16 protein-coding genes and 1 pseudogene are annotated in these 22485 nt (G+C 72.6%); 7 read left to right on the top strand and 10 right to left on the bottom strand.

What is annotated here, in order from left to right; all coding sequences use genetic code 11:
• Positions 1-160: 160 nt before the first annotated feature.
• Positions 161-2362 (bottom strand): ABC transporter family substrate-binding protein, encoded by a 2202-nt coding sequence (locus ACZ4N4_RS22460; protein WP_467591366.1) that lies wholly within the window; start codon positions 2360-2362, stop codon positions 161-163.
• A 376-nt stretch (positions 2363-2738) separates the two neighbouring features.
• Between ACZ4N4_RS22460 and ACZ4N4_RS22455 the strand changes: the two genes are divergently transcribed.
• From ACZ4N4_RS22455 to ACZ4N4_RS22440, 4 genes are all read left to right on the top strand, one after another.
• Positions 2739-3029: a hypothetical protein gene (locus ACZ4N4_RS22455; RefSeq protein ID WP_453570668.1), complete on the top strand. Its 291-nt coding sequence runs from the start codon at positions 2739-2741 to the stop codon at positions 3027-3029.
• 72 nt (positions 3030-3101) lie between these two features.
• Positions 3102-3923, top strand: coding sequence for a hypothetical protein (locus tag ACZ4N4_RS22450; RefSeq protein WP_453570665.1), 822 nt, complete (start codon positions 3102-3104; stop codon positions 3921-3923).
• Complete coding sequence (locus ACZ4N4_RS22445) at positions 3923-5878, top strand: fumarate reductase/succinate dehydrogenase flavoprotein subunit (RefSeq protein WP_467591362.1); 1956 nt, start codon at positions 3923-3925, stop codon at positions 5876-5878. The genes ACZ4N4_RS22450 and ACZ4N4_RS22445 overlap by 1 nt, the downstream gene beginning before the upstream one ends.
• Positions 5875-6651, top strand: coding sequence for a succinate dehydrogenase/fumarate reductase iron-sulfur subunit (locus tag ACZ4N4_RS22440; RefSeq protein ID WP_450754822.1), 777 nt, complete (start codon positions 5875-5877; stop codon positions 6649-6651). Before ACZ4N4_RS22445 ends, ACZ4N4_RS22440 begins: the two co-directional genes overlap by 4 nt.
• Here ACZ4N4_RS22440 and ACZ4N4_RS22435 read toward each other — a convergent pair.
• Entirely contained in the window at positions 6626-7615 is a 990-nt protein-coding gene (locus ACZ4N4_RS22435; RefSeq protein WP_467591359.1) for a phosphotransferase family protein, read from the bottom strand. The genes ACZ4N4_RS22440 and ACZ4N4_RS22435 overlap by 26 nt on opposite strands.
• On the bottom strand, positions 7612-8712 hold the full coding sequence (locus ACZ4N4_RS22430; protein ID WP_467591356.1) for a glycoside hydrolase family 18 protein: 1101 nt from the start codon (positions 8710-8712) through the stop codon (positions 7612-7614). The genes ACZ4N4_RS22435 and ACZ4N4_RS22430 overlap by 4 nt, the downstream gene beginning before the upstream one ends.
• An 82-nt stretch (positions 8713-8794) precedes the next feature.
• On the opposite strand from ACZ4N4_RS22430, the gene ACZ4N4_RS22425 reads away from it, so the two are divergent.
• Entirely contained in the window at positions 8795-10270 is a 1476-nt protein-coding gene (locus tag ACZ4N4_RS22425) for a hypothetical protein (RefSeq protein ID WP_467591353.1), read from the top strand.
• A 435-nt stretch (positions 10271-10705) separates the two neighbouring features.
• On the opposite strand, the gene ACZ4N4_RS22420 is transcribed toward ACZ4N4_RS22425, so the two are convergent.
• The 6 genes from ACZ4N4_RS22420 to ACZ4N4_RS22395 all read right to left on the bottom strand — a co-directional run bounded on the left by ACZ4N4_RS22420 (position 10706) and on the right by ACZ4N4_RS22395 (position 17273).
• Positions 10706-13294 carry a SpoIIE family protein phosphatase gene (locus ACZ4N4_RS22420; protein ID WP_450754815.1) on the bottom strand — a complete coding sequence of 863 codons (2589 nt, stop codon included), beginning with the start codon at positions 13292-13294 and terminating at the stop codon, positions 10706-10708.
• A gap of 250 nt (positions 13295-13544) precedes the next feature.
• A complete protein-coding gene (locus ACZ4N4_RS22415; RefSeq protein ID WP_467591348.1) occupies positions 13545-13961 on the bottom strand; it encodes an ATP-binding protein in 417 nt (138 codons plus the stop codon).
• A 254-nt stretch (positions 13962-14215) separates the two neighbouring features.
• Complete coding sequence (locus ACZ4N4_RS22410; RefSeq protein ID WP_453570647.1) at positions 14216-14623, bottom strand: (deoxy)nucleoside triphosphate pyrophosphohydrolase; 408 nt, start codon at positions 14621-14623, stop codon at positions 14216-14218.
• A gap of 30 nt (positions 14624-14653) precedes the next feature.
• Positions 14654-14854, bottom strand: a complete 201-nt coding sequence (locus tag ACZ4N4_RS22405; RefSeq protein WP_453570644.1) for an SPOR domain-containing protein — start codon at positions 14852-14854, stop codon at positions 14654-14656.
• Between the two features lie 301 nt (positions 14855-15155).
• On the bottom strand, positions 15156-15908 hold the full coding sequence (locus ACZ4N4_RS22400; protein WP_351708743.1) for a GntR family transcriptional regulator: 753 nt from the start codon (positions 15906-15908) through the stop codon (positions 15156-15158).
• Positions 15909-16055: 147 nt separating this feature from the next.
• Positions 16056-17273, bottom strand: a complete 1218-nt coding sequence (locus tag ACZ4N4_RS22395; protein WP_467591343.1) for a DUF4190 domain-containing protein — start codon at positions 17271-17273, stop codon at positions 16056-16058.
• Between the two features lie 99 nt (positions 17274-17372).
• Here ACZ4N4_RS22395 and ACZ4N4_RS22390 point away from each other — a divergent pair.
• Together ACZ4N4_RS22390 and ACZ4N4_RS22385 are read left to right on the top strand one after the other, a co-directional pair.
• Positions 17373-17807, top strand: a pseudogene (locus tag ACZ4N4_RS22390) (serpin family protein); the annotation flags it as partial.
• A gap of 438 nt (positions 17808-18245) precedes the next feature.
• Entirely contained in the window at positions 18246-19430 is a 1185-nt protein-coding gene (locus tag ACZ4N4_RS22385; RefSeq protein WP_467591834.1) for a serpin family protein, read from the top strand.
• A gap of 41 nt (positions 19431-19471) precedes the next feature.
• On the opposite strand, the gene ACZ4N4_RS22380 is transcribed toward ACZ4N4_RS22385, so the two are convergent.
• On the bottom strand, positions 19472-22465 hold the full coding sequence (locus ACZ4N4_RS22380) for a glycoside hydrolase family 2 TIM barrel-domain containing protein (RefSeq protein WP_467591340.1): 2994 nt from the start codon (positions 22463-22465) through the stop codon (positions 19472-19474).
• Positions 22466-22485 lie beyond the last annotated feature (20 nt).

The following is a 22485-nucleotide window of genomic DNA, read 5'->3' as shown; positions in this document are numbered from 1 at the left end:
GGAGCCTTCCGTGTGATCTTCACCGCGGTTTTCCCGCCTCGGATCCGCCTGCAAACGGCCAAGAAGGCCGCGAAGGCCTCATACCGTTCCCTGCCACGAGACATGAGTGTGGCCGGACCTGCGAGGAGGTCCGGCCACACTCATGTGGGGGCTGCGGGCCCTACCGGCCCGACGCGCTCGGCGACGGCTTGGCCCCCTTCTTCAGGAACCCCATGTCCTGGTAGACCGGCGTCTGGAACCCGAACGCCCCGACGTTCACCAGACCCTTCCGGGCCCCCACGATCTGCGGTCGCTGGTACAGCGGCAGCGACCCGGCCGACGCCCAGATCCGCGAGTCCGCCTTCCGCAGCAGCCCGTCCGCCTCGTCCTCGTCCAGCGCCCCGAGCGCCTGGTCGAAGAGCTGGTCGACCTGGTCGGTGCCCACCCTCGTGTAGTTCTGCTCGACGTTCAGCGACCCGTCGGCGGCCGGCACCGGCTTCGCGTAGATCGGCCGTGCGTCCGTCGCCGGGAACGCGGACGACGGCCACGAGTACAGCGCGAGGTCGTACTGCCCGGACGCGATGTGGTCCTTGAAGTAGCTCTCGTCGGAGACCTTGGTGATCTCGGCCTGGATCCCGACCGCCGCCAGCATCTGCCGGACCCGCTCGGCGACGTCCTGGAGCGTCTCCGACCCCGGCCCCGACGGCAGCACGAAGCGCAGGCTCAGCGCCTTGCCGTCCTTGGCCAGCGGAGCGGACACGGCCTGCGCCCCCTTGGGCGCGGCCGTGCCCTTCGGCGCGTACGCCCCGGGCGCCCCGTGGGCGTGGTCCCTCTGGTGGTCGCGGGTGTCCTTGTCGTCGGGGCTCCTGCCGTCGGGGCCCTTGTCGTCCTCCCCGACGATGTACTGCCCGTCGCTCCCGCCCTCGGAGTCGTCGCCCTTGCCGCCCTTGTCTCCCTTGTCTCCCTTGTCTCCCTTGCCCGTCTTGCCGCCGTCCCCGGTCTGCGCGCCGGCCGCCTTGTCCCCGGCCTTGATCGGACCGCCGGCCACCCATCCCGCGTCGGCGAGCAGCGCCTGTGCCTCGTGGGTGTCGAGGCCGCCGATCGACCCGCTGCTGTCGGCGTAGGCGGCCTGCCCGGACAGGGCGAGATGGCTGCCGACCGGTACCGCGGGCAGCCCCAGCGGGGTGAGGACCAGCTTGGCCAGGGACTGGCGGTCGAGGGCCCGGGCGACGGCCCGGCGAACCCGCTCGTCGGCGAGCGGGCCCTCGGAGCCGTTCAGGGCGAGCTGCGTGTAGGCGGGCTCCAGGGACTTGCGCACGTCGAAGTCGCGCAGCTCCTGCTGCTGCTCCAGCCACTTGGCGATGGTCCTGCGGAGCTTCTTCGGGCCCTTGGGCAGCTTCTCCTCGTCCATGCCGAGGGTGAGCGCCCAGGAGCGCAGCTTCTTCGCGGAGGTCTTCCCGGAGCCCTGCAACGGCGTGCCGGTGCCCTTGTCCCGCCCGGCGATGATGATCCGCTGGGCCTCGGAGGCGTCGATGTCGGCGACGTCGACCGTGCCGGCGGCGAGCGAGGTGGCCCGCTTCTCCCGGTCCACGGCGTGCAGGTCGATCTCGTCGAGCTTGGCCGGGCGGCCCCACCAGCGCGGGTTGCGGGTGAGGACCACGTCCTTCTTGGCGGTGTCGACCTTGTCGACCTTGAAGGGTCCCGCGGTGACCGCGAGCTTGCGGCGGGCGCCGTCGTTGAAGGCGTCCGGGGTGCCCGTGACCTCCTTGGGGTAGAGCGGTGAGAACAGCGATTTCCAGTCGGCGTAGGGCCGCTCGAAGGTGACCCGGACCTCCAGGTCGTTGGCACCGCGTTCGATCTTGCCGATGCGGTCGTAGCCGGCGTTGCGGGCGGTCCAGTAGGCGGAGTCCTTGCCGGACAGGGCGCGCCACTGGGCGGCGAAGTCGGCGGCGCCGATCTCCCGGCCGTCGCTCCATACCGCCTGCTGGTTGAGCTTGTAGAGGACGACCTGGCGCGGCTCGGTCTCGATGACCTTCGCGGACTCCAGGTAGTCGGGATCACGGACCGGACGGCCGGTGGCGTCGATGGTGAACATCGACGGCAGCACGGCCTGGGCGACCCGGGTGGTGCCCGCGTCGGCGTCGGCCTGGAAGGTGTTGAGGGTCTCCGGTACGGCGTCCACGGCCCACTTCAGGGTGCCGCCCTCGGCGACCGCGTCACGGGCGGCCGCCGCGATGTCCTGTCCGGCCAGCGGCTTGCTCCCCTCGTCGTCGGAGCCGCAGCCCGCGAGGAAGGGCACCGCGAGGGCGCCCGCGGTCAGGAACGTGACGGAGCGCATGACCGCACTGCGGCCAGCCCTGGGTCCGACGCCGTGGTGAGACATCTCTGCTACCTCCGGGAGGCCCGGTGACACGGGTGGGGTCTGTTCACATTTGGGGGTATTTTGGAGTTGATCACATGTAAGAAGTACGGACCCCACTGAAATGGACGGGGTCCGTCGGCCGGGGACGACACGGCGGCGGGGGCTGCCAAAGCCCACCCGTGCGGCGCAACGCCCACCCGGGCGGCGCACGGGGCGGCATCCCTCGTGGCGGCGCCCGTCCCCGGCGCACGCAGAGCGCGTGCGGGCGTGCGACGGAGGCGCGCAATCCGCCAATCGCTGCACATGCCTTCACATCAGCAGGTGTGACGCGCAACACTCGCAGGCGCATGAACGTTGCCGCCTTGGACACCGAAGTCCGTGGAAGTGAGGTCACGTCATGTCCGTGCACGACGACCTGACGTCAGTACAGCGCTGCCTTGACGACCTGAACCGGTCCGTCGGCCGCCTGGAGCAGCAGCTCGGGAGCGGCGGACTGGAGATGCGCCGCGTCCGTGCCGACGCCGATCACCTGCGCGAGAGCGTGGCACTGCTGCGGGAGACGGCCCACGCCGGCACCCCGAGCAAGCGCCCCGAGCTCGTCACCATCTCCGACGACCCCTACGACATCAACCTGTGGACGGACACGGACGACGAGGGTCTCGGCGCCCGCGACCGGCGCGCCCCGTAGGAGGCGTGACCGGCACCGCCGGCAGGCGTGCTGCCCGCAGGCCCCGACCCCCGAACCGACCGGAGTCACCCATTGGCCACTGGTACGGAACCACATCCGAACAGCGGCGGCGTACGCACCCGTACGCGCGCCGCGATCTCCGCCCCGCACCTGCGGACCGACCGCTGGTGGCTGGCACCCGCCGTCACCGCGGCCGGTCTGTTCGCGTTCGTCGTCTACTCGACCTGGCGGGCCTTCGCCAACGCGGACTACTACTCGGCGCCGTACGTCTCGCCGTTCTACTCGCCCTGTCTGGCCGAGAACTGCAAGACCATGCCGTCCGGCCCGAACGCCGACCTCTTCGGCAGCTGGTGGGCGATCTCCCCGGCGATCATCATCCTGATCTTCCCGCTGGGCTTCCGGCTGACCTGCTACTACTACCGCAAGGCGTACTACCGCAGCTTCTGGGCCTCCCCGCCGGCCTGCGCGGTGGCCGAGCCGCACGCGAAGTACACCGGTGAGACCCGCTTCCCGCTGATCCTGCAGAACCTCCACCGGTACTTCTTCTACTTCGCCCTGCTGGTCGCGTGCGTGCTGACCTACGACACGGTGCTGTCCTTCCGGGACCCCCACGAGAACTGGGGCCACATGGGCCTCGGCACCCTGGTCTTCCTGGTCAACATCGTGCTGATCTGGGCGTACACCCTGTCCTGCCACTCCTGCCGGCACATCGTCGGCGGCAAGCTCAAACACTTCTCCAAACACCCCGTGCGCTACAAGGCGTGGCAGTTCGTCGGCCGGCTCAACGCCCGGCACATGCAGCTCGCCTGGGCGTCGTTGGTGAGCGTGGCGCTCGCCGACTTCTACGTCTATCTGCTCGCGTCCGGTGTCTTCGACGATCCGAGGTTTTTCTGATGCCCGTGGTGGACCGGCAGGAGTGGGACGTCGTCGTGGTCGGTGCCGGTGGCGCGGGCCTGCGCGCCGCGATCGAGGCGCGCGAGCGGGGCGCCCGTACGGCGGTGATCTGCAAGTCGCTGTTCGGGAAGGCGCACACGGTGATGGCCGAGGGCGGTATCGCCGCGGCCATGGCCAATGTCAACGAGCACGACAACTGGCAGGTCCACTTCCGCGACACCCTGCGCGGCGGCAAGTTCCTCAACCAGTGGCGGATGGCCGAGCTGCACGCCAAGGAGGCCCCGGACCGGGTCTGGGAGCTGGAGACCTGGGGCGCCCTGTTCGACCGTACGAAGGACGGGAAGATCTCCCAGCGCAACTTCGGCGGCCACGAGTACCCGCGCCTGGCCCATGTCGGCGACCGCACCGGCCTCGAACTGATCCGGACCCTGCAGCAGAAGATCGTCTCGCTTCAGCAGGAGGACCAGAAGGAGACCGGCGACTACGAGTCCCGCCTGAAGGTCTTCCAGGAGTGCACGGTCACCCGGATCCTCACCGCGTCCGACAGCGGCTCCGCCGCGGGCGGCAGCCGGGTGACGGGCGTCTTCGCGTACGAGCGGGAGTCCGGCCGTTTCTTCGTCCTCGAGGCGCCCGCCGTGGTGATCGCCACCGGCGGCATCGGCAAGTCCTTCAAGGTGACGTCGAACTCGTGGGAGTACACCGGCGACGGGAACGCGCTCGCCCTGCTGGCCGGGGCTCCCCTGCTCAACATGGAGTTCGTGCAGTTCCACCCGACGGGCATGGTCTGGCCGCCGTCGGTGAAGGGGATCCTGGTCACGGAGTCGGTGCGCGGCGACGGAGGGGTGCTGCGCAACTCCGAGGGCAAGCGGTTCATGTTCGACTACATCCCGGACGTCTTCAAGGAGAAGTACGCCGAGTCCGAGGAGGAGGGCGACCGCTGGTACGAGGACCCGGACCACAACCGGCGCCCGCCCGAACTGCTCCCCCGCGACGAGGTGGCCCGGGCCATCAACTCCGAGGTGAAGGCCGGCCGCGGCTCCCCGCACGGCGGGGTCTTCCTGGACGTGTCGACCCGGATGCCGGCCGAGGTGATCCGGCGTCGGCTGCCCTCCATGTACCACCAGTTCAAGGAGCTGGCGGACGTCGACATCACGGCGGAGGCGATGGAGGTCGGGCCGACCTGCCACTACGTGATGGGCGGGGTCGCGGTGGACTCCGACACGGCGGCGGCGCGGGGGGTGCCCGGGCTGTTCGCGGCCGGTGAGGTGGCCGGCGGCATGCACGGCTCCAACCGGCTCGGCGGCAACTCGCTCTCCGACCTGCTGGTGTTCGGGCGCCGGGCGGGCTGGCACGCGGCCGACTACGCGGCCGGCCTCGCCGCCCGGCCGGAAACGGACGACGAGCAGATCGACGCGGCTGCGGCGGAGGCGCTGCGACCCTTCTCCGCCGAGGGCCAGGAACCGGACTCCGGCCCGCCGGAGAACCCGTACACGCTCCACCAGGAGCTCCAGCAGGCCATGAACGACCTGGTCGGCATCATCCGCCGGGAGGGCGAGATGGAGCAGGCCCTGGAGCGGCTCGGTGCGCTGCGGGTCCGGGCGCGCCGGGCCGGGGTGGAGGGGCACCGCCAGTTCAACCCGGGCTGGCATCTGGCCCTGGACCTGCGGAACATGCTGCTGGTCAGCGAGTGCGTGGCCCGGGCGGCCCTGGAGCGCACCGAGTCGCGCGGCGGCCACACCCGCGAGGACCATCCGACGATGGACCGCGACTGGCGCCGGATCAACCTGCTCTGCCGACTGGCCGACCCCACGGGCGGGCTGGCGGCCACCGACCCGGTGCGCGGCCAGATCACCCTCACCCGCGAGACCACCGACCCCATCCGCGCCGACCTGCTCGCCCTCTTCGAGAAGGAGGAGCTGGTCAAGTACCTCGCCGAAGAGGAGCTGTACGAATGAGCGGCTACACGGCCCACTTCAGGGTGTGGCGAGGCGACGTCGAGGGCGGCGGCCTGGAGGACTTCAAGGTCGAGGTGAACGAGGGCGAGGTGGTCCTGGACATCATCCACCGCATCCAGGCCACCCAGGCCCCCGACCTGGCGGTCCGCTGGAACTGCAAGGCGGGCAAGTGCGGTTCGTGCTCGGCGGAGATCAACGGCCGCCCGCGCCTGATGTGCATGACCCGGATGTCCGTCTTCGAACGGGACGAGACGCTCACCGTCACCCCGCTGCGCGCCTTCCCGGTGATCCGCGACCTGGTCACGGACGTCGGCTTCAACTACCAGAAGGCCAGGGAGGTCCCGGCGTTCGTACCGCCCGCCGGAGTGGGCCCCGGCGAGTACCGGATGTTCCAGGAGGACGTGGACCGCTCCCAGGAGTTCCGCAAGTGCATCGAGTGCTTCCTGTGCCAGGACACCTGCCATGTGGTCCGCGACCACGAGGAGAACAAGACGGCGTTCGCCGGGCCGCGTTTCCTGATGCGGGTCGCCGAGCTGGACATGCACCCGCTGGACGCGGCCGAGGCGTCCGGCCTGGACCGCAAGCGCACGGCCCAGGACGAACACGGTCTCGGCTACTGCAACATCACCAAGTGCTGCACGGAGGTGTGCCCGGAGGGCATCCACATCACCGACAACGCGCTGATCCCCCTGAAGGAGCGGGCCGTGGACCGCAAGTACGACCCGCTGGTGTGGCTCGGCTCGAAGATCAGGAGGCGCCCCGCAGGAGGCTGAGCACCCGCCGGAGGTTGGACTCGGCGATGTCCCGCATCGGTTCGCGCTCCGGGAAGTCGCCGTCCAGCAGCCTGAGCGGCCCGGCGACGAGGTTGAGGTGCATCGCGAGCCGGTACAGCTCCATGCGGTCCTCGTCGAGGTCGGCGGTGCGCAGCACGTCGTAGGCGGGCCCGAAGCGGTGCTGGAGGAAGACGTGCTCCCACTCGGCGTCGAAGTACATCAGGCCTTCGATGTCGATGAGCGCGGGATCGCCCTCCTCGGTCACCAGGACGTGGTCCGGGCCCAGTTCGCCGTGGACCAGGGAGACGTGGTCGCGCGGCTCGATCGCGTCGTAGAGCTGCCGGACCCGCTCCGACAGTGCCTGGCGGACCTCCCGCACCCGGGGGTCCCGCTCGGCGACCTCCGCGATGTCGTGCACGGCGCGGTCCGCGACGACCTGCTCGCAGGAGCTGCCGAGCGGCTTGCCGCCCTCCTCCACCAGGGCGGCCTTGCCGTACCCGGGGGACACGCACTCCCGGAGCACGCCGAGCGCCCCGGCCAGCCGGGCCAGCGGCACCCGGGCCGCGCCGGGGTCGCTGCGCAGCAGCACCTCCAGGCTGCCGCCGCGGACGTCCTCGACGACCGCCGCGTACGAGGGCAGGTGCTCGGCCTCCTCGTCGGCGAACAGCAGACGCGGGGTGCGCACACCCAGCTCGGTCAGCCGGTCATAGGCCGACAGGAAGAGACCGAGCCCGGAGGCGTGCGCGAAGGGGTCGCGGATGTCGGCGTCGGCGGGACCCCAGTAGTCCTCCTCCGGGGACCAGACGTAGGCGATCGCGGTCCTGCCGTTGTCGAGGGCGAGCCGGTAGACGCCTTTCTTGGAGCCACCGCGCAGCCGGGTGACGGCGGCGGGGGCACGGCCGAGGGCCTCGCGGGCGAGCGGCGCGAGGTCGTCACGGGTGAGGTGGGCACGAGCGGTTGTCATGACGTACGGACCCAGTCCTTCCGATAAGAGGTCCAGTCATCCTCGGTGGCGGCGAAGTCGACGTACAGGGCGACGCCGAAGTTAGCGCGATCCGGGTCCGTGCGGGACAGTCCCAGCCGAACCCCTCGCACGGCGGCCGGTACGGTCTCCGCGTGCGCCCAGTGGCCGAAACGGTTCTCGTGGTAGAAGGGCAGACCCATCAGGAGGTCGGTGTCCGCCGGGGTGACCTCGAGCGCGAGGCTGGTCTGCTGCGCGACGTACCCGCCGTACAGGCTCTGCAGCGGCTGCATGGTGTCGTACGACATCACCGCGATCTGGTCCACCCGGCGGGCGACTTGCCCGAAATACTCCTGTGACCACCATTTGGGATGGCCGGTGACAGTACCCCAGAAGGAGTGAAAAGCGGGGAGCGGATCGATCTGGTGTGCGGCGACGGACAGCAGCGGGGTCACCGGCCGCAGCGCGTCCAGGAGCGCCAGGTAGTTCCGGTCGCCGGAGTGCAGGGGCTCCAGGTCGAAGTGGACCCCGTCGAAGCCGGCGGCGATCACCTGCCGGGTCGAGGCGACGACGGCGGCACGCGTCTGCCTCTTCTCCAGATGCATGGCGTACGGCTTCTCGGGCGCGACCTCGTCCCCGAGCCAGGCCTGGACCCGGACGCCGGGGAGTTTTCGATGCACGGCCGTTATCAGCCAACGGGCCTTGGGGTAGTCCGTTCTGGGCAGCGTGCCGTTGTGTTCCAGTGGTCCGGCATGGACGTAGAGGTCGCGTATGCCGGTGTCCGCGAGCCGGGCGGCGAGGGCGGTGACGTCGGCGTCGGTCTTACGGCCGTCGACCCAGGCGTGCCCGAGCCAGAGGACGTCCTTGTCCCGGGTGTGGGTGCCGGGCCTCGGGTCGCCGGTGTAGTTGACGCGGAGGGCGGTCTCGGCGGTGACGAGAGGGAGGATCAGGAGCAGGACGGCGGCGAGCCCGATGCGCCGGGCCCGGCGGACCCAGGGGGCCCTCTTCCGTGCGCCGGGCACCTCCGGCGCGCCCTCGCCTTCCCGCTCCGCTTCCCTCGCCCCGTCCCCCTCCCCCTTCGACTCTGATTCCGTTGCCATCGGTCGCCCCCCGGTTCTCGTCGTCCCCCAGCCGTCCCCGCCCCGGTCGCGAGTCCGACTTGCTGCCCATACGCTCCGAAATGTGACGTCATCCTTGATCCGGGGCCGTCCGAGGCACGCCCCCGGCCACATAGGTGTGCGGGTGGGGCATGCCGTGCTGGGCGGGGTGGCCGGAGCGGTCTGGCTGGTGTTGCCGGTGATGACGACCACCACTCAAGATCCGGTTCCCGCGGCGCGCGAGCCGGTCGCCGCGGCCCGGGCGGACGGGGCGTCCACCGCCGACTACGTCATGCCGCTGGTCGCGGTGGCGGCCGCCGGTGCGCTGGGCGGCTACGGGTACGTACGGCGGGTCCGGCGGTCCCGCTCGCGGACCACCCCCGGGACCGTCTCCGCCGCCCCGCCGACGCCGTCGCCGGTCGATCTCGAGCGGCAGGCGCGGACCGCCCTGGTCCTGGCCGACGACTGCGTCCGCACCAGCCGGGAGGCGCTCGGGTACGTCGACGGCGGCGACTCCGTCGCGGGGGCCCTGCGGGCGGCCGGGGCCGAGCTGTCGGCGGCGTTCGCGATATGGCGGCGGTACGAGGAGGGGATACCCGGGGACGACACCGGCCGGCGTCAGGCGCTGGTCGGGGTGGTGGGGCGGTGTGCGGAGGCGGGGCGGCAACTGGACGCGGCGGCGGAGGGGTTCGACGCCGAGTGGGGTGCGGGGGACGCGCTGGCGGTGGCCGAGGGGCGGTTCCGGGAACTGGCCGCGGGCACGGGCGGGGTGGCGGCCGCGCTGACGGAGGCCGGCGAGCGGTACGGGAACGGGGCCGTGGCCGCCGTGGTGGGTTACGTCGAACAGGCCAAGGACCGGCTGGTGTTCGCGACCGGACGGCTCAACCAGGCCCGCCAGGACGCCGACTCGGGCGACGGCGACGGGTTCCGCCGTGGCGTGCGTGCCGCCGAGGGCGCGGTGGCGCAGGCCGGGGTGCTGCTGGGCGGGGTGGCCCGGCTCGCGGCGGAACTGCGCACGGCGGCGGCCCTGGTGCCGGCCGCGCTCACGGGCGCGGAGGCGGAACTGGCGGGCGGCCGGGCGGCCGCCTCGCCGTCCCGCCTGGCCCACGCCGACACCGTGCTGGCCGCGGTGCGGGGCGAGGTGACCGGCGGGCCGTACGACGCGCTGGACGCCCTGCGCCGGGTGGTACGGGCGGTGGAGGGCGCCGGGGGCGGGCGGTCCGGGGTGATCGCCGCGGGGGCGGAGTTGGTGGCGCGGAGCGCGCTGGAGGCGGCGGACGACTTCGTGGGGGTGCACCGGGGGGCGGTGGGCGCGGAGGCGCGGGCGCTGCTGGCGGAGGCGCGGCGGGCCGCGCCCGCGGACGCGGACCGGCTGGCACGGCGGGCCCGGGAGTTGGCGGGGCGGGACGTACGCGCCCATGGCAACCCGTACGCCGGGGAGGCGGCCCACGAGAGCGGGCTCGCGGGGGCGGTGCTGGGGGGTGTACTGCTCGGCGAGGACGGGACCGGCGGGCCGGTGGTGGCGTTCGGCGGCCCGGAGACACGGACGCGGTTGGGCTAGCCGCGAGAGCCAGTCAGGCGGCTGCGGGTGCGTGGGGGCTGATCGCGCAGTTCCCCGCGCCCCTGAAGGGGCGCTGCGCCTGACACCCCTGAAAGGGACGCGGGAAACCGCGCGACCAGCCACGACGACGCCGCCCACAGCCAACCCACCCCAACCCCGCCAGGGACGCGGGAAACCGCGCGACCAGCCACGACGACGCCGCACACGGCGAACCCCACCCCAACCCCGCCAGGGGCGCGGGGAACTGCGCGACCAGCCCCCGCGGCGCCGCACACGGCGAACCCGGCGCAACCCCGCCAGGGGCGCGGGGAACTGCGCGACCAGCCCCCGCGGCGCCGCACGGGCGCACCGGCCGCAACCCCTGTAAGGGGCGCGGGGAACTGCGCGAACGGCCACGACGGCGCCGGGGCCCTGAGGCGGGCGGCGCCGCTGGTCTCAGAACAGGCTGAGCAGGGCCTCCGCGGGGTCTGTCAGGCCCGTCTCGCCGTCCGGGAGGGGGAGTTCGAACCACACGGTCTTCCCGCGTGGCGTCCGGCGCGAGCCCCACGCCGCGCTCAGCAGCCCGACCAGCTGGAGGCCCCGGCCGCCCTCGTCGGTGTCGCGGGCGCGCCGGCGCCTCGGCTGGACCAGGCCGGAGTCCCAGACCTCGCAGACCAGCGTCCGGTCGAGCAGCAGCCGCAGCCGGATCTCGCCCTCTCCGTACCGCAGCGCGTTGGTGACCAGCTCGCTGACCAGCAGCTCCGCCGTGTCGACCAGCGGCTCCAGGTCCCAGCTGAGCAGCTGGCCGCGCGCGTACTCACGGGCCCGGCCCACACTGCGCGGCTCGCGCGGCAGCGTCCAGTCGCCGACCGACTCGGCCGGCAACCCCTGTACACGTGCCATCAGCAACGCGATGTCGTCCTCGCCGTGGTGCGTGTCGAGGGTGTTCAGGACGTGGTCGCAGACGTCCTCAAGGGGCTGGGAGGGGTCCGTGAGCGCCCCCACGAAGGCCTGGAGCCCCTCGTCGAGGGGATGGTCGCGGGACTCGACCAGGCCGTCCGTGTAGAGGGCGAGCAGCGCCCCCTCGGGGAGTTCGACCTCGACCTCCTCGAAGGGCTCGCCGCCGACGCCGAGCGGCATGCCGGGCGGCACGTCGAGCATCAGCGCGTCCTCGCCCGGTTCCACGAGCACCGGCGGCAGGTGGCCGGCGTTGGCGAACGTACAGCGCCTGGTGACGGAGTCGTAGACGGCGTACACGCAGGTCGCGAGGTAGACCTCGGAGAGGTCGGCGTCGCGGGGCTGGCGGGCCGTGCGGGTGGCCTGCTGGACTCCGCCGGGGGTGCCGAGGCCGCGGGCGATCTCGTCCAGCGCGGAGAGCACCTCGGCGGGTTCGAGATCGAGAAGGGCCAGCGTACGGACCGCCGTGCGGAGTTCGCCCATCGCGACCGCCGCGCGCAGCCCTCGGCCCATCACGTCGCCGACCACCAGCGCCGTGCGGTGGCCGGGGAGTTCGATGACGTCGAACCAGTCGCCGCCGACCTCGGTCGCCGCGTTGCCGGGCAGGTAGCGGCACGCGATGTCCAGCCCGGACGCCTCGGGGTCGCCGGGTGGGAGCAGGGACCGCTGCAGTATCAACGCGCGTTCGTGCTCACGGCGGTAGAGGCGCGCGTTGTCGATGCAGACGGCGGCGCGGGCGGCCAGTTCGACGGCCAGCTCGCGGTCGCGGTCGCCGAACGGCTCGCTGCCCTTGGTGCGGGCGAACTGGGCGAGGCCGACGACCGTGTCGTGGGCGACCATCGGGACCGCGAGGGTGGACTGGACGAGGCCGCCCTCCTCGGCCGGCACCTGCTGCGGACGGGCGGTGCGCAGGGCGTCCGCGCAGGGCGAGTTGAAGGGGTAGTGGTGGACCGCGCCGACGGCGACCGGGGCGCCGCCGCCCACGAAGGGCGCGTCGGAGACCGCGCTGGCGAACGCGACACGGCGCAGCTCCGCGCTGCCGTCGGAGAGCCCCGGCGGCCGCTCGTCGCCCGCCAGCAGACCCTGGTAGAGGTCGACGGTGGCGAGGTCGCAGAAGCCGGGCACGACCACGTCGAGGAGTTCGCGGGCGGTGGTCTCCAGGTCGAGGGAGTTGCCGATCCGGGCGCCCGCCTCGTTGAGGAGGGCGAGATTCCGCCGGGCCGCGGCGGCCTCGCGGGCGGCGGCGCGGCGGGCGGTGATGTCCAGGCCGAGCCAGGCGATGCCGATGGGACGGCCGGTGCCGCTGTGCACCCGGTAGAGGTTGATGGACCAGTGCCGGCGCTCCTCGGAGCCCGGCACGAACCCCGTGACGTGCATGTCCGTGATGGAGTTGCCGGTCTCCAGGACCCGCCGCAGGGTGGCCGCGACCCGCTCGGCCTCCGAGCGCGGCAGGTAGTCGTGGACGCCCTTGCCGCGGTGGTCGTCGGGGCTGCCGCCGAAGACGGAGGAGAACCGCACGTTGGCGCGGCGGATCCGCAGGTCGGGGTCGATCAGCAGGAAGCCGAACGGAGATTGACCGAATATCGACTGCGAGGCGGCGAGGTCGGTCTCGATGCTGCGTAGGGTGCGGACGTCGACCACTATGCAGACGGCCGCGTTCTCGCCCTCGGCGGTGCGGGTGGGCATGACGTAGACCTCGGCGAGGCCCTCCTCGCCGCGCTCGCCGTCCGCCGTGTCGGGCATCCGGAAGGGAACCACACCGGTCCACTCCCGCCCGTCCAGGATCTCGGCCATCTTCCGCTGGCCGCGCTCGCGCAGGTCGGGGTCGACGAACGCCTCGATGGGGTCCATGCCGACGGCGCGCTCCGCGGGGATGCCGAAGATCTGCTCGGCGCGCAGGCTCCACTGGTCGACCAGGCCGCCGGCGCCGATGGAGAACGAGGCGACCTTGATGTAGTCGTAGATCGAGCCGGGTGGACTGCTCTGCCACATGGCGTCGCCGGGGGCCGCGGCTGTCTCCGCGGTCCCCGCCCTCGCACCGTCCGACGGGTCCTCGGACTCCGTGGCCTTAGCTGGTATCTCGCTCACGCGAACCGTCCCCTCCAGCTCACCGCGCCCGGCACCGGTCACCGGGGGCGGCTGCCCGCAGTATCCAGCACTACGGTGCCGCCTGACACGGTGTTCACGATCACAGCACGGTCCCGACGATTTCCGGACCGGACCGTGACAACACTTCCAGTCTTCTAACCAGGGAACACGCCCTCGAATCACGCGCTGCGGCACCCATTCCCCGGCCACTCCCGAGAGTGGACGCCGTAGCACTGCGTGTACACCCCGTTCACCCCGTCCGGTCGGGTACCGCCAGCTCGAACCAGACCGTCTTGCCGGTGTCGCCGGGCCGGGTACCCCAGCTCCGCGAGGAGCCGGCGACCAGTTGGAGACCGCGGCCGCTCTCGTCGTCGGGGCTGGCGGCGCGCTCGCGGGGCGGGTCCGGGAGCGGGTCGGAGACCTCCACCCGGAGGGTGTGGCCGAGGTCCGCGGGGCGGACCAGGCGGACGCCGATGGGGCCGGTGGCGTGCCGGAGCGCGTTGGTGACCAGCTCGCTGACCAGCAGGGCGGTGATGTCGGCGAGGCCGTCGAGGCCCCAGCCTGTCAGTTGGTCACGGACCGCGGTCCGTGCGGTGCGCACGGCGCCCGGTTCCGCGGGAAAGGTCCAGTCGGCGGTCTCACCTTCGGTGTCGATCACACCGATCACTTCCCAGTCGCATCGCTGGCCGCGAGCCCACCCATGTCCGGTTTCGTGGGGTTAATGGGCACATACCCGGTTACCGGGATGCAGTACCGCACGGGAGGGCGCACTGTGGCCCGAACGGCGCACAGAAAGAGGGCCGGGCGCCCAGGGGGTAGGGGGTGCGGGCGTCGGGCGGCTGCGGCGCCGTCGTGGCCAGTCGCGCCCACGCGGCGGTAGCCGCGTATCAATGCAGCCCCGCGCCCCCGGGGGAACCGGGGCTACGCCCCGAGTTCCACCATCGCGGCAACCTCACGTACCGCCTGCACGTCCTGGTCCAGCCAGTTCACGTCCCAGAGCTCGTCCATGGTCAGCCACCTCAGCTCGTCGTGGTCCTGGAGGGACTTCGGGGCGGGGGAACCCGGACGCAGGGCGGCCGTCCACACCTGGAGGACGTAGGGGTCCCGCAACGGCCACTCGCCCGGCACCCGCGTCAGCGGCTCCGCCGCCACCCCCAGTTCCTCGTGCAGTTCGCGCACCAGGGCCTGTTCGGGGGTCTCGCCCGGCTCGACCTTGCCACCGGGCAGTTCCCAGCGGCCGGCCAGTTCCGGGGGTGCGCTGCGGCGGGCCGCGAGCAGGCGGCCGGCGTCGAGCAGGGCGGCTCCGACCACCACGATCCGTTCGCTCATGACCCGGAGCCTACGGGAGGCGGTACGCGGTCAGTTGCGCGTGCCGCCCCCGCCGCCACCGCCGAGGCCGATGCGCTCGACCCAGTAGAGCTGCTTGTGTCCGCGGTCGTCGAGACTGTCGGCGATCTTCTGCGCCTCGGCCCGGGTCGCGTACCGGCCGACGCGGTAGCGATTGCCGTTGTCGTCCTGCCGTATGACCAGCCAGGGGAGAGAGACCGTGCCTTCCGTCATCGCACCCCTCCGTCTCTCCCGGCTCCCGCCCATCCCCGCCCCGCTAAGGAAACCGCACTCCGCATATGCCCGAGCGTACGCCTAACCTTTACGCAGCGAATACGGCTTTTCACAAAGAGGTACGCAACCAGCCAGAAGGGTGGGGGCGCACGATGACGAATGCGCCGGTCGCGCGCCTGGCACTTCGGGTCGCGGACATACCGCGGACAGCCCGGGCCACCTGCGAGAACGGCCGGAGCGCAGCGGCCGGCCCAGGCCCCGACAGAGGCCGTGCAGACGTCAACTATCGCAAGGGTGTGCGCTACTTCACGGGCAGGTGGTACGCGGCGCGGTACCGGTCGGCCGGGATGACGACGTCGGCGGTCTCCACCGGGCGGCCCGAGGCGTAGTACGTCCGCTGGATCACCAGGACCACATGGCCGGGGACACCGCCCAGGGTGAGCAGTTCCTCGGCGAGGCCGGGGCGGGCGCCGACCTCCTCGGTGACGTTGTCCACGATGACGTCGATGGCCCGCATCCGCTCGACCACGCCCATGCCCCCGAGGGGGCCCTCCTCGGGAAGCATCACCGGGGTGCGGCCGGTGACGGCGAGGGGCTCCCAGGAGGTGGAGAGCATCATCGGCTCGCCCGCGTCCCGGAACAGGTACCGGGTACGCATCACCCGGTCGCCGACGTGGATGCCGAGCCGGTCGGCGATCACGGCGCCGGCCTCGGCCTGTTCGCTGCTGGACTCCCAGGTGCCGCGCGCGGCCGCCTCGGTCTGCTCCTGCCGGAACGGGGTGGCGCCGCCGACCGGGCGGAACCCGGAGCGGGCCACCCGCCGGGGCACCGGCCGCTCCCGCACATAGGTCCCGGAGCCGGAGCGGCCCTCGACCAGCCCCTCGGCCATCAGCACCTTGCGGGCCTCCAGGGCGACGGTGTCGGAGACGCCGTACTCCTCGCGGATGCGGGCCTGGGAGGGGAGCCGGGTGTGCGGGGGCAGCGAACCGTCGACGATCTTCTTACGGAGATCACCCGCGACACGCAGATACGCCGGCTGCTCACCGAAAGTCACTGGCCGCTCCCATCAGGTTGTACAGACAGCAACAGCCTGGCAACCCTGGGTTCCACCACGCAAGCAAAGGCCAGAGAATCACTCGATGTGATGACATGTGACTGGGGAAGGCTTTACGCAGGCACTTTCTCCCCGCTATGACCGCGGTCACACCTGCATACCGGAGCCACTTCCTCCGCTGCCGGAGCCGCTGTCTCCGTCGTCGTACGCGGGCGGGACGGTGGTGAGGCCCAGAGCATCGCGTACGGTCACCGTGCGGTGCGGGTCGATCAGCTTGTACCCCTTGTCGTAGTGCGCGTAGAAGGTATCGACGTCCGACGCCTTGGCGGCCTTCGCCCACTCCGTACGCGCCTTGTCGAGGTCGGCGGCGAGGGCGAGGACCGGCTTCCTGGTGCCCGCGGTCCACTCGTACGAGCGCAGCAGCGCCGACTCCTTGCCGAGCGCCGTGGCCACCCGGCCCGCCCACGCCCTGTTCCCGGGCAGGTCGTCCTCGACGTACTCGGTGTCCGGTGCGGTGTCCAGGGCCGTGTTCAGGACGTGCGCGGACTTGAGGTAGGCGACCTGTTCGGGGGCGTAGGAGTCGGCGTCCTGGTGGTAGGAGTCGGTGAGCTTGTCACCGTCGGTGGCACTGCCGAAGGCGCAGACGACACTGCGGTCCCCGGCCGCCCAACTGTCCTCGCTGGGCGTGAAGTAGTACACGGCGACGTCGTCGGGGACCGCCCAGACGTCGAAGGCGTAGGTGTCCTCCAGGCCGTAGCAGCGGTGGTCCGCGGAGTCGCCGACCGAGTCGTCGCCCGGGTAGTCGGTGCCCTTGAGGTCGTAGGTGGCGAAGACCTCGCCGTCGTGCGCGTCGTCGCAGGTGACGTGCGTGACGTCGGTGACCAGGTCGCCGGTGAGGGTGCCGTCGGGGGTGTCGAAGCAGTCGCCGGTGGACAGCGAGAGGCTGGAGCTTTCGGCGGCGCCCTCCTTAACGCCTTCCCAGAAGTCGCCGGCGCCGCCGGTGGCGAGCAGCAGCACCCACAGGGCCAGCCCGAGCCCCGAGAACACCGACCCGACGACCGCCATCGCCCTGCCGCGCTCACCGCGCCTGCGGATCTGGCTCAGCGCGACCAGTCCCAGCGCCAGCCCCACCCCCGGCAGGCAGCACAGCAGCCCGAGCACGAGGGAGGCGATGGCGAGGCCGTTGACGGGCGCCGGGACCGCGTAGGGGCTGTAGCCCTGGCCCCAGGGCTGGTACGGCGAGGGATACGGCGGCTGCTGTCCGTACGGTCCCTGCGGGTACTGCGGGTACTGCGGCAGGCCCGTCTGGGGCGGCTGGTACGGCCCTTGTGGCTGCTGGGGGCCGGGAGGCGGAGGTATGGACACCGGTACCGTGCTCCTGAGGGGGCGTCTGGCCGCGTGAAACGGACGGCTGAACTGACGTACGACTGCGCGCATCGTAAGCGCGCCGTGAACGGGGGCGGAATGAGGGTGGACAGAGCGGTCGTGCGCGCGGTGAACGCGCTGACCACCCGCTGGGCGACCACCGCGGAGGACGGCACGGTGTTCTCGGCGGCCGGGGTGTGGCCGCTGCTGGCGTTTCTGGCGGACAGGGCGCACGGGCGGGCGCGGGCCGAACTGGCGGCGGCGCTGGGCCTGCCGGCCGGGGAAGCGGCCGGTGCCGCGCGGGAGTTGCTCGGCGCGATGGCCGGCGCGGAAGGCCTGGACACCGCGCTGGGCGTGTGGACGAAGCGGACCCTGGAGCTGCGGGAGGGCTGGGCGGCCGGGCTGCCCGCCGACGCGCACGGGGTGCTGACCGGGGACGAGCCGGTGGACCGCGAGGCACTGGACGCCTGGGCCGCGCGGCGCACGGGCGGCCTCGTGGACCGGATGCCGGTCGCCCTCGACAAGGACACGGAGCTGGTCCTGGCGAGCGCGCTGGCGATGCGCACCCGCTGGTTGGCGCCGTTCGACGAGGTGGCGCTGGAGACGGCGTACGAGCCCTGGGCGGCCACCGAGCGGCTCGGCCTGCGGCGCTCCAGCGCGCTGCTCGACCGGATCGGCGTGGCGGACACCGCGGACGGGTTCGTCACCGAGCTGAAGGTGCTGGGCGGCAACGCCCTCGACGTCCATCTGCTCCTCGGCGAGGAGCGGATGACGCCGGGACAGGTACTGGGGGCCGGCGTCGGCATCCGCCGGCCCCGCGCCCGAGCGGCGTTACGTCACCACCCGGATCGACGCCCGCTTCGACCGCCCCTTCGGCTTCCTCGCCCTGCACCGGCACTCCCGGCTCGTCCTCGCGGCGGGCTGGGTCACGGATCCCCTGCCCTTCCCCGAGTACTCCTGGGAGGACGACGAATGAACAACACCGTCAACACCGTCAGCGCCGTCAACGCGCTCACCGCACGCTGGGCGCAGCGGACCAGACAGGGCACGGTCTTCTCGGCCGCCGGTGTCTGGCCGCTGCTGGCCCTCCTCGCCGACGGCGCCACCGGCCGCGCCCGAGACGAACTGACCCAGGCCGTGGGACTGCAAGCGGACCAAGCGGCCGCAGGTGCACGGGAGTTACTCGGCGGGCTCGACTCGACGCACGGTGTCGGGGCGGCCCTGGGACTGTGGACCGACCGTGCGCTGGAGCTGCGCGCCCAGTGGGCGGCGGGGCTGCCCGCCGGCGCGCACGGGGTGCTCGGCGCCGACCCCGCGGCCTCCCAGGAGGCGCTGGACGCCTGGGCGGTCAGGCAAACCGAGGGGCTGGTCGGGCGGATGCCGGTCAAGCTGACCGAGGGCGCCCGGATGGTGCTGGCGACCGCGCTGGCCCTGCACACGGACTGGCGGCAGCCGTTCCGGGAGACCGTGCTGCGGCCCGGCTCCGGGCCCTGGCAGGGCCGTACGCTGGCCGGTCTGCAGCGCAGCAGTGTCCGCACGGACCGGATCGGGGTGACCGCCGGACCGGACGGGCACGTCACCACGCTGAAAGTCCTCGGCGGCAACGCCCTCGACGTCCATCTGCTCCTGGGCGAGGAGGGGATGGCGCCCGGGCAGGTGCTGCACACCGGCATCGGCGTCCTGGAGCGCGCCCTGCCGGTGACCACCGGCGGTCAGCTCCCCTACGGGCCGGCGGGTCCCGGGGTGACCGTGGAGCGGCTGCCGTCGGCCACCCCGGACCCCGTGCTGCTGGATGTGACGACCGTCGGCTTCGAGGTGCGCGCCGACCACGATCTGCTGCAACTGCACGGTCTGTTCGGGCTCTCCACGGCCGCCGACGCCCGCGAGGGGCACTTCCCCGGCATCAGCGACGCGCCGCTGGCCATCGGGGCGGCCGGGCAGTCCGCGGTCGCGGAGTTCGGCCCGCTGGGCTTCCGGGCCGCCGCGATGACGGCCGTGCTGGCGGCGCCGGGCGGCGGCCCGCCGCAGTACCGGCACGAGTCGACCGTCGTCCGGGCCGCCTTCGACCGCCCGTTCGGCTTCCTCGCCGTGCACCGGGAGACGCGGCTGGTGCTGGCGGCGGGCTGGGTCACGGAGCCGGCGGGCGGCGCCGGCTAGCCGAAGCCGGTACCGCTGCCGGAGCCCCGTCCAGGACGGCGTCAGACGGCGGGCGATACCCGGCCCCCGGTCACCCGCAGCCTGATCGTGCGTGCCTCGGCGCGCAGCGCGAACTCGGGCCACACGTCCGGTCCGCAGGCCCGGGAGCCGAGGCCGTGCTGGGCCGCGTCGATGATCAGGTGGCTGGTGGTGGACTCCGGGAGTTCGAAGGGGTGGGCGGCCCGGGCGAGCTGCTGGGGGGTGTGGCGGGCCAGGGTGAAGCCGGGGCGCCGTCCCCGGGTGTCGGGGAGCGCCGTCAGGTGCAGTACCTCGGTGTCGGCGCTGGTCAGCGTGAGGTGGCGGAGCCGGGAGCGGTGGCCGGTCTCCTGGGGGCGGGCGTAGCCGGCCGCGAGGTCCGCGACGGCGGCGGAGAAGCGGCCGGTGCGGGCCGCGCGGAGGCTGTCGGGGTAGGACTCGTGCGGGCCCAGGCCGAACCAGTCGGCGCCGTCCACCGGGGCCGTCGCGTCGGGCAGTTCGAAGCGCACCCCGATCCGCGGCCACACCGTCGTCCAGCCGCGCGAGGGCTCGATGTCCACGCGCAGTTCCAGCTCGCCGTCCTCGACGGACCACACGGTCTCCACCGTCACCGACAGCGCGGAGTGCGCGGCGGAGACCCGGTCGACGGTGCGCAGGGCGTCCGTGGCCTCTTCCACGGTGACCCGCCGTGCGGTGAGGCGGTCGAGTCCGTCCCGGCGCCACAGGTCGGCGCTGGACACGTCGGCGGCGCTGTCGTCGCTGCCCTCCAGCCGGTCGGAGGTGCCCTCGTCGTTGTCGGTCGGGGCGCGGAACAGTTCCAGCCGCGGGCCGCTCACCGGCCGACCGGCGAGGCGGGTGAGGGAGCCGCCGGTGAACTCGGCGATGCCGAGGGCGAGGGTGCCCGCGGCCGGCCGCCAGCCGGTCCGGCGCCGGACTGCGGGCACCGGGCGGGGTGTCGAGCGGTCCAGCTGGGCGGTCGCGATCTGGTGCCCCTCGGGTGCCCAGGCCGTCTCCGCCGCCAGTACCGCCTCGACCGTCAGCCAGGTCTCGGCGTCCGGTGCGACCGGGACCTGCGGCAGCGGCACCCGCTCCGACTCGCCCGCCGCCACCGCCGGGACCTTCAGGTCCCCGGACGCCACGAGGGTGCCGTCGTGCTCGACGCGCCAGCAAAAGCGCAGGTCGGAGGTGTCCGCGGAGTGCCGCAGGTTGGTGATCGCGAGCCGGTCGCCGTCGAAGGCGAAGCGGATCGGCTGCACCACGGCCTTGAACTCGTGGAGGCCGGGTGTCGGCACGTCGTCGCTCAGCACCATGCCGTCCATGACGAAGTTGCCGTCGTGCACGACCTCGCCGAAGTCGCCGCCGTAGGCGTAGTACGGCGTCCCCGCCGGGGTCCTGGCCAGGATGCCGTGGTCGCGCCACTCCCAGACGAAGCCGCCGTGCAGCCGGGGGTGCCGGTGCACCAGTTCCTCGTACTGGTCGAGGGCGCCGGGTCCGTTGCCCATCGCGTGGGCGTACTCGCACAGCAGGAACGGCCTGGTGCGCTGCCGGGCGCCCTGGGCGGGGGTGCAGCCGAGCAGCGGGGCGCGGGAGCCGTCCGTGCCGATCTGCTCGGTCTCCGTGACGGTCGCGTACATGCGCGAGTAGACGTCGGTGTACTCGCCGGTGTAGTCGCCCTCGTAGTGCACGGGACGCTCGGGGTCACGGGCGTGCACCCAGGCCGACATGGCGGCGAGGTTGGCGCCGGTGCCGGCCTCGTTGCCGAGCGACCACATCACGACGCCGGGGTGGTTCTTGTCGCGCTCGACGGTGCGCTCGATGCGGTCGAGGCAGGCCGCGCGCCAGGCCGGGTCGTCGGTGGGGTTGCCGGTCCAGCCGACGTGGTCGAAGCCGTGGGTCTCCAGGTCGCATTCGAGGACGACCCAGAAGCCGAGTTCGTCGGCGAGGTCGAGCAGCCGGGGGTGCGGCGGGTAGTGGCTGGTGCGGATGGCGTTCACGTTGAACCGCTTCATCCGGGCCAGGTCCTCGCGGGCGTGCGCCTCGTCGAAGACCCGGCCGCGCTCGGGGTGGGCCTCGTGCCGGTTCATGCCGTGGAAGACCACCCGGCGGCCGTTGACCAGGAAGCGGTCACCGCGTATCTCGACGGTGCGGAAGCCCACCCGCAGGGCTATGGTCTCGGCCGCCGACGACACGGTGACGTCGTACAGCCGGGGCTCCTCGGCCGACCACGGCTGCACGCCCGGGACGTCGAGGGGCGTCACGTCGGCCGCCGTCTCCCAGACCCGCTCGACGCCGAGTTCGGGGATGCGCAGGGTGACGGGGAAGGCCGCGGCGTCGGCGGTGATCTCGGGGTCGATCCGGCCGTGTCCGTCGGCGTAGCCGGGGCGCAGCCAGACGTCCTCGACGCCGCCGGCCGGCCGGGCGAGCAGGGTGACGTCCCGGAAGATGCCCGGCAGCCACCACTGGTCCTGGTCCTCCAGGTAGCTGGCCGCGGACCACTGGTGCACCCGGACGGCGACGACGTTGTCACCGGGGCGGACCGCGGACGTCACGTCGAACTCGTGGGCCAGCCGGCTGCCGCTCGCGCTGCCGATCTCGACGCCGTTCACCCACACCTTGAACAGCGACTCCACCCCGTCGAAGCGCAGCAGCACCCGCTCGGCGTCCGACCAGCCGTCGGGGAGCCCGAAGTGGCGGCGGTAGTCGCCGGTGGGGTTCTCGTCGGGGACGTGCGGCGGGTCGATCGGGAACGGGAACTGGATGTTGGTGTAGATCGGCCGGCCGTGGGCGCCGTCACCCTCCAGCACCCAGTGCGCGGGCACCGGGATGCCGTCCCAGCCGTGGTCGTCGAAGTCCTCGGCCGCGAACTCCTCGGCGACGGCCGCCGTCGGCGACAGCCGGAAACGCCAGTTCCCGTTCAGCGAGAGGGCGGGGGCGTCGGAGTGCAGCCACGAGCGGGCCGGGCGCAGGGCGCCACGCCACGGGGCGGTGTCCGATACGTACGCGGAGTGCTCGGAGGGCAAGAGTTCACAACTTTCTTTGT

This window comes from Streptomyces sp. NPDC026538 (assembly GCF_055567535.1).
Note: the sequence above shows the minus strand (reverse complement) of the source record. Positions and strands in the feature narration are given on the sequence as shown.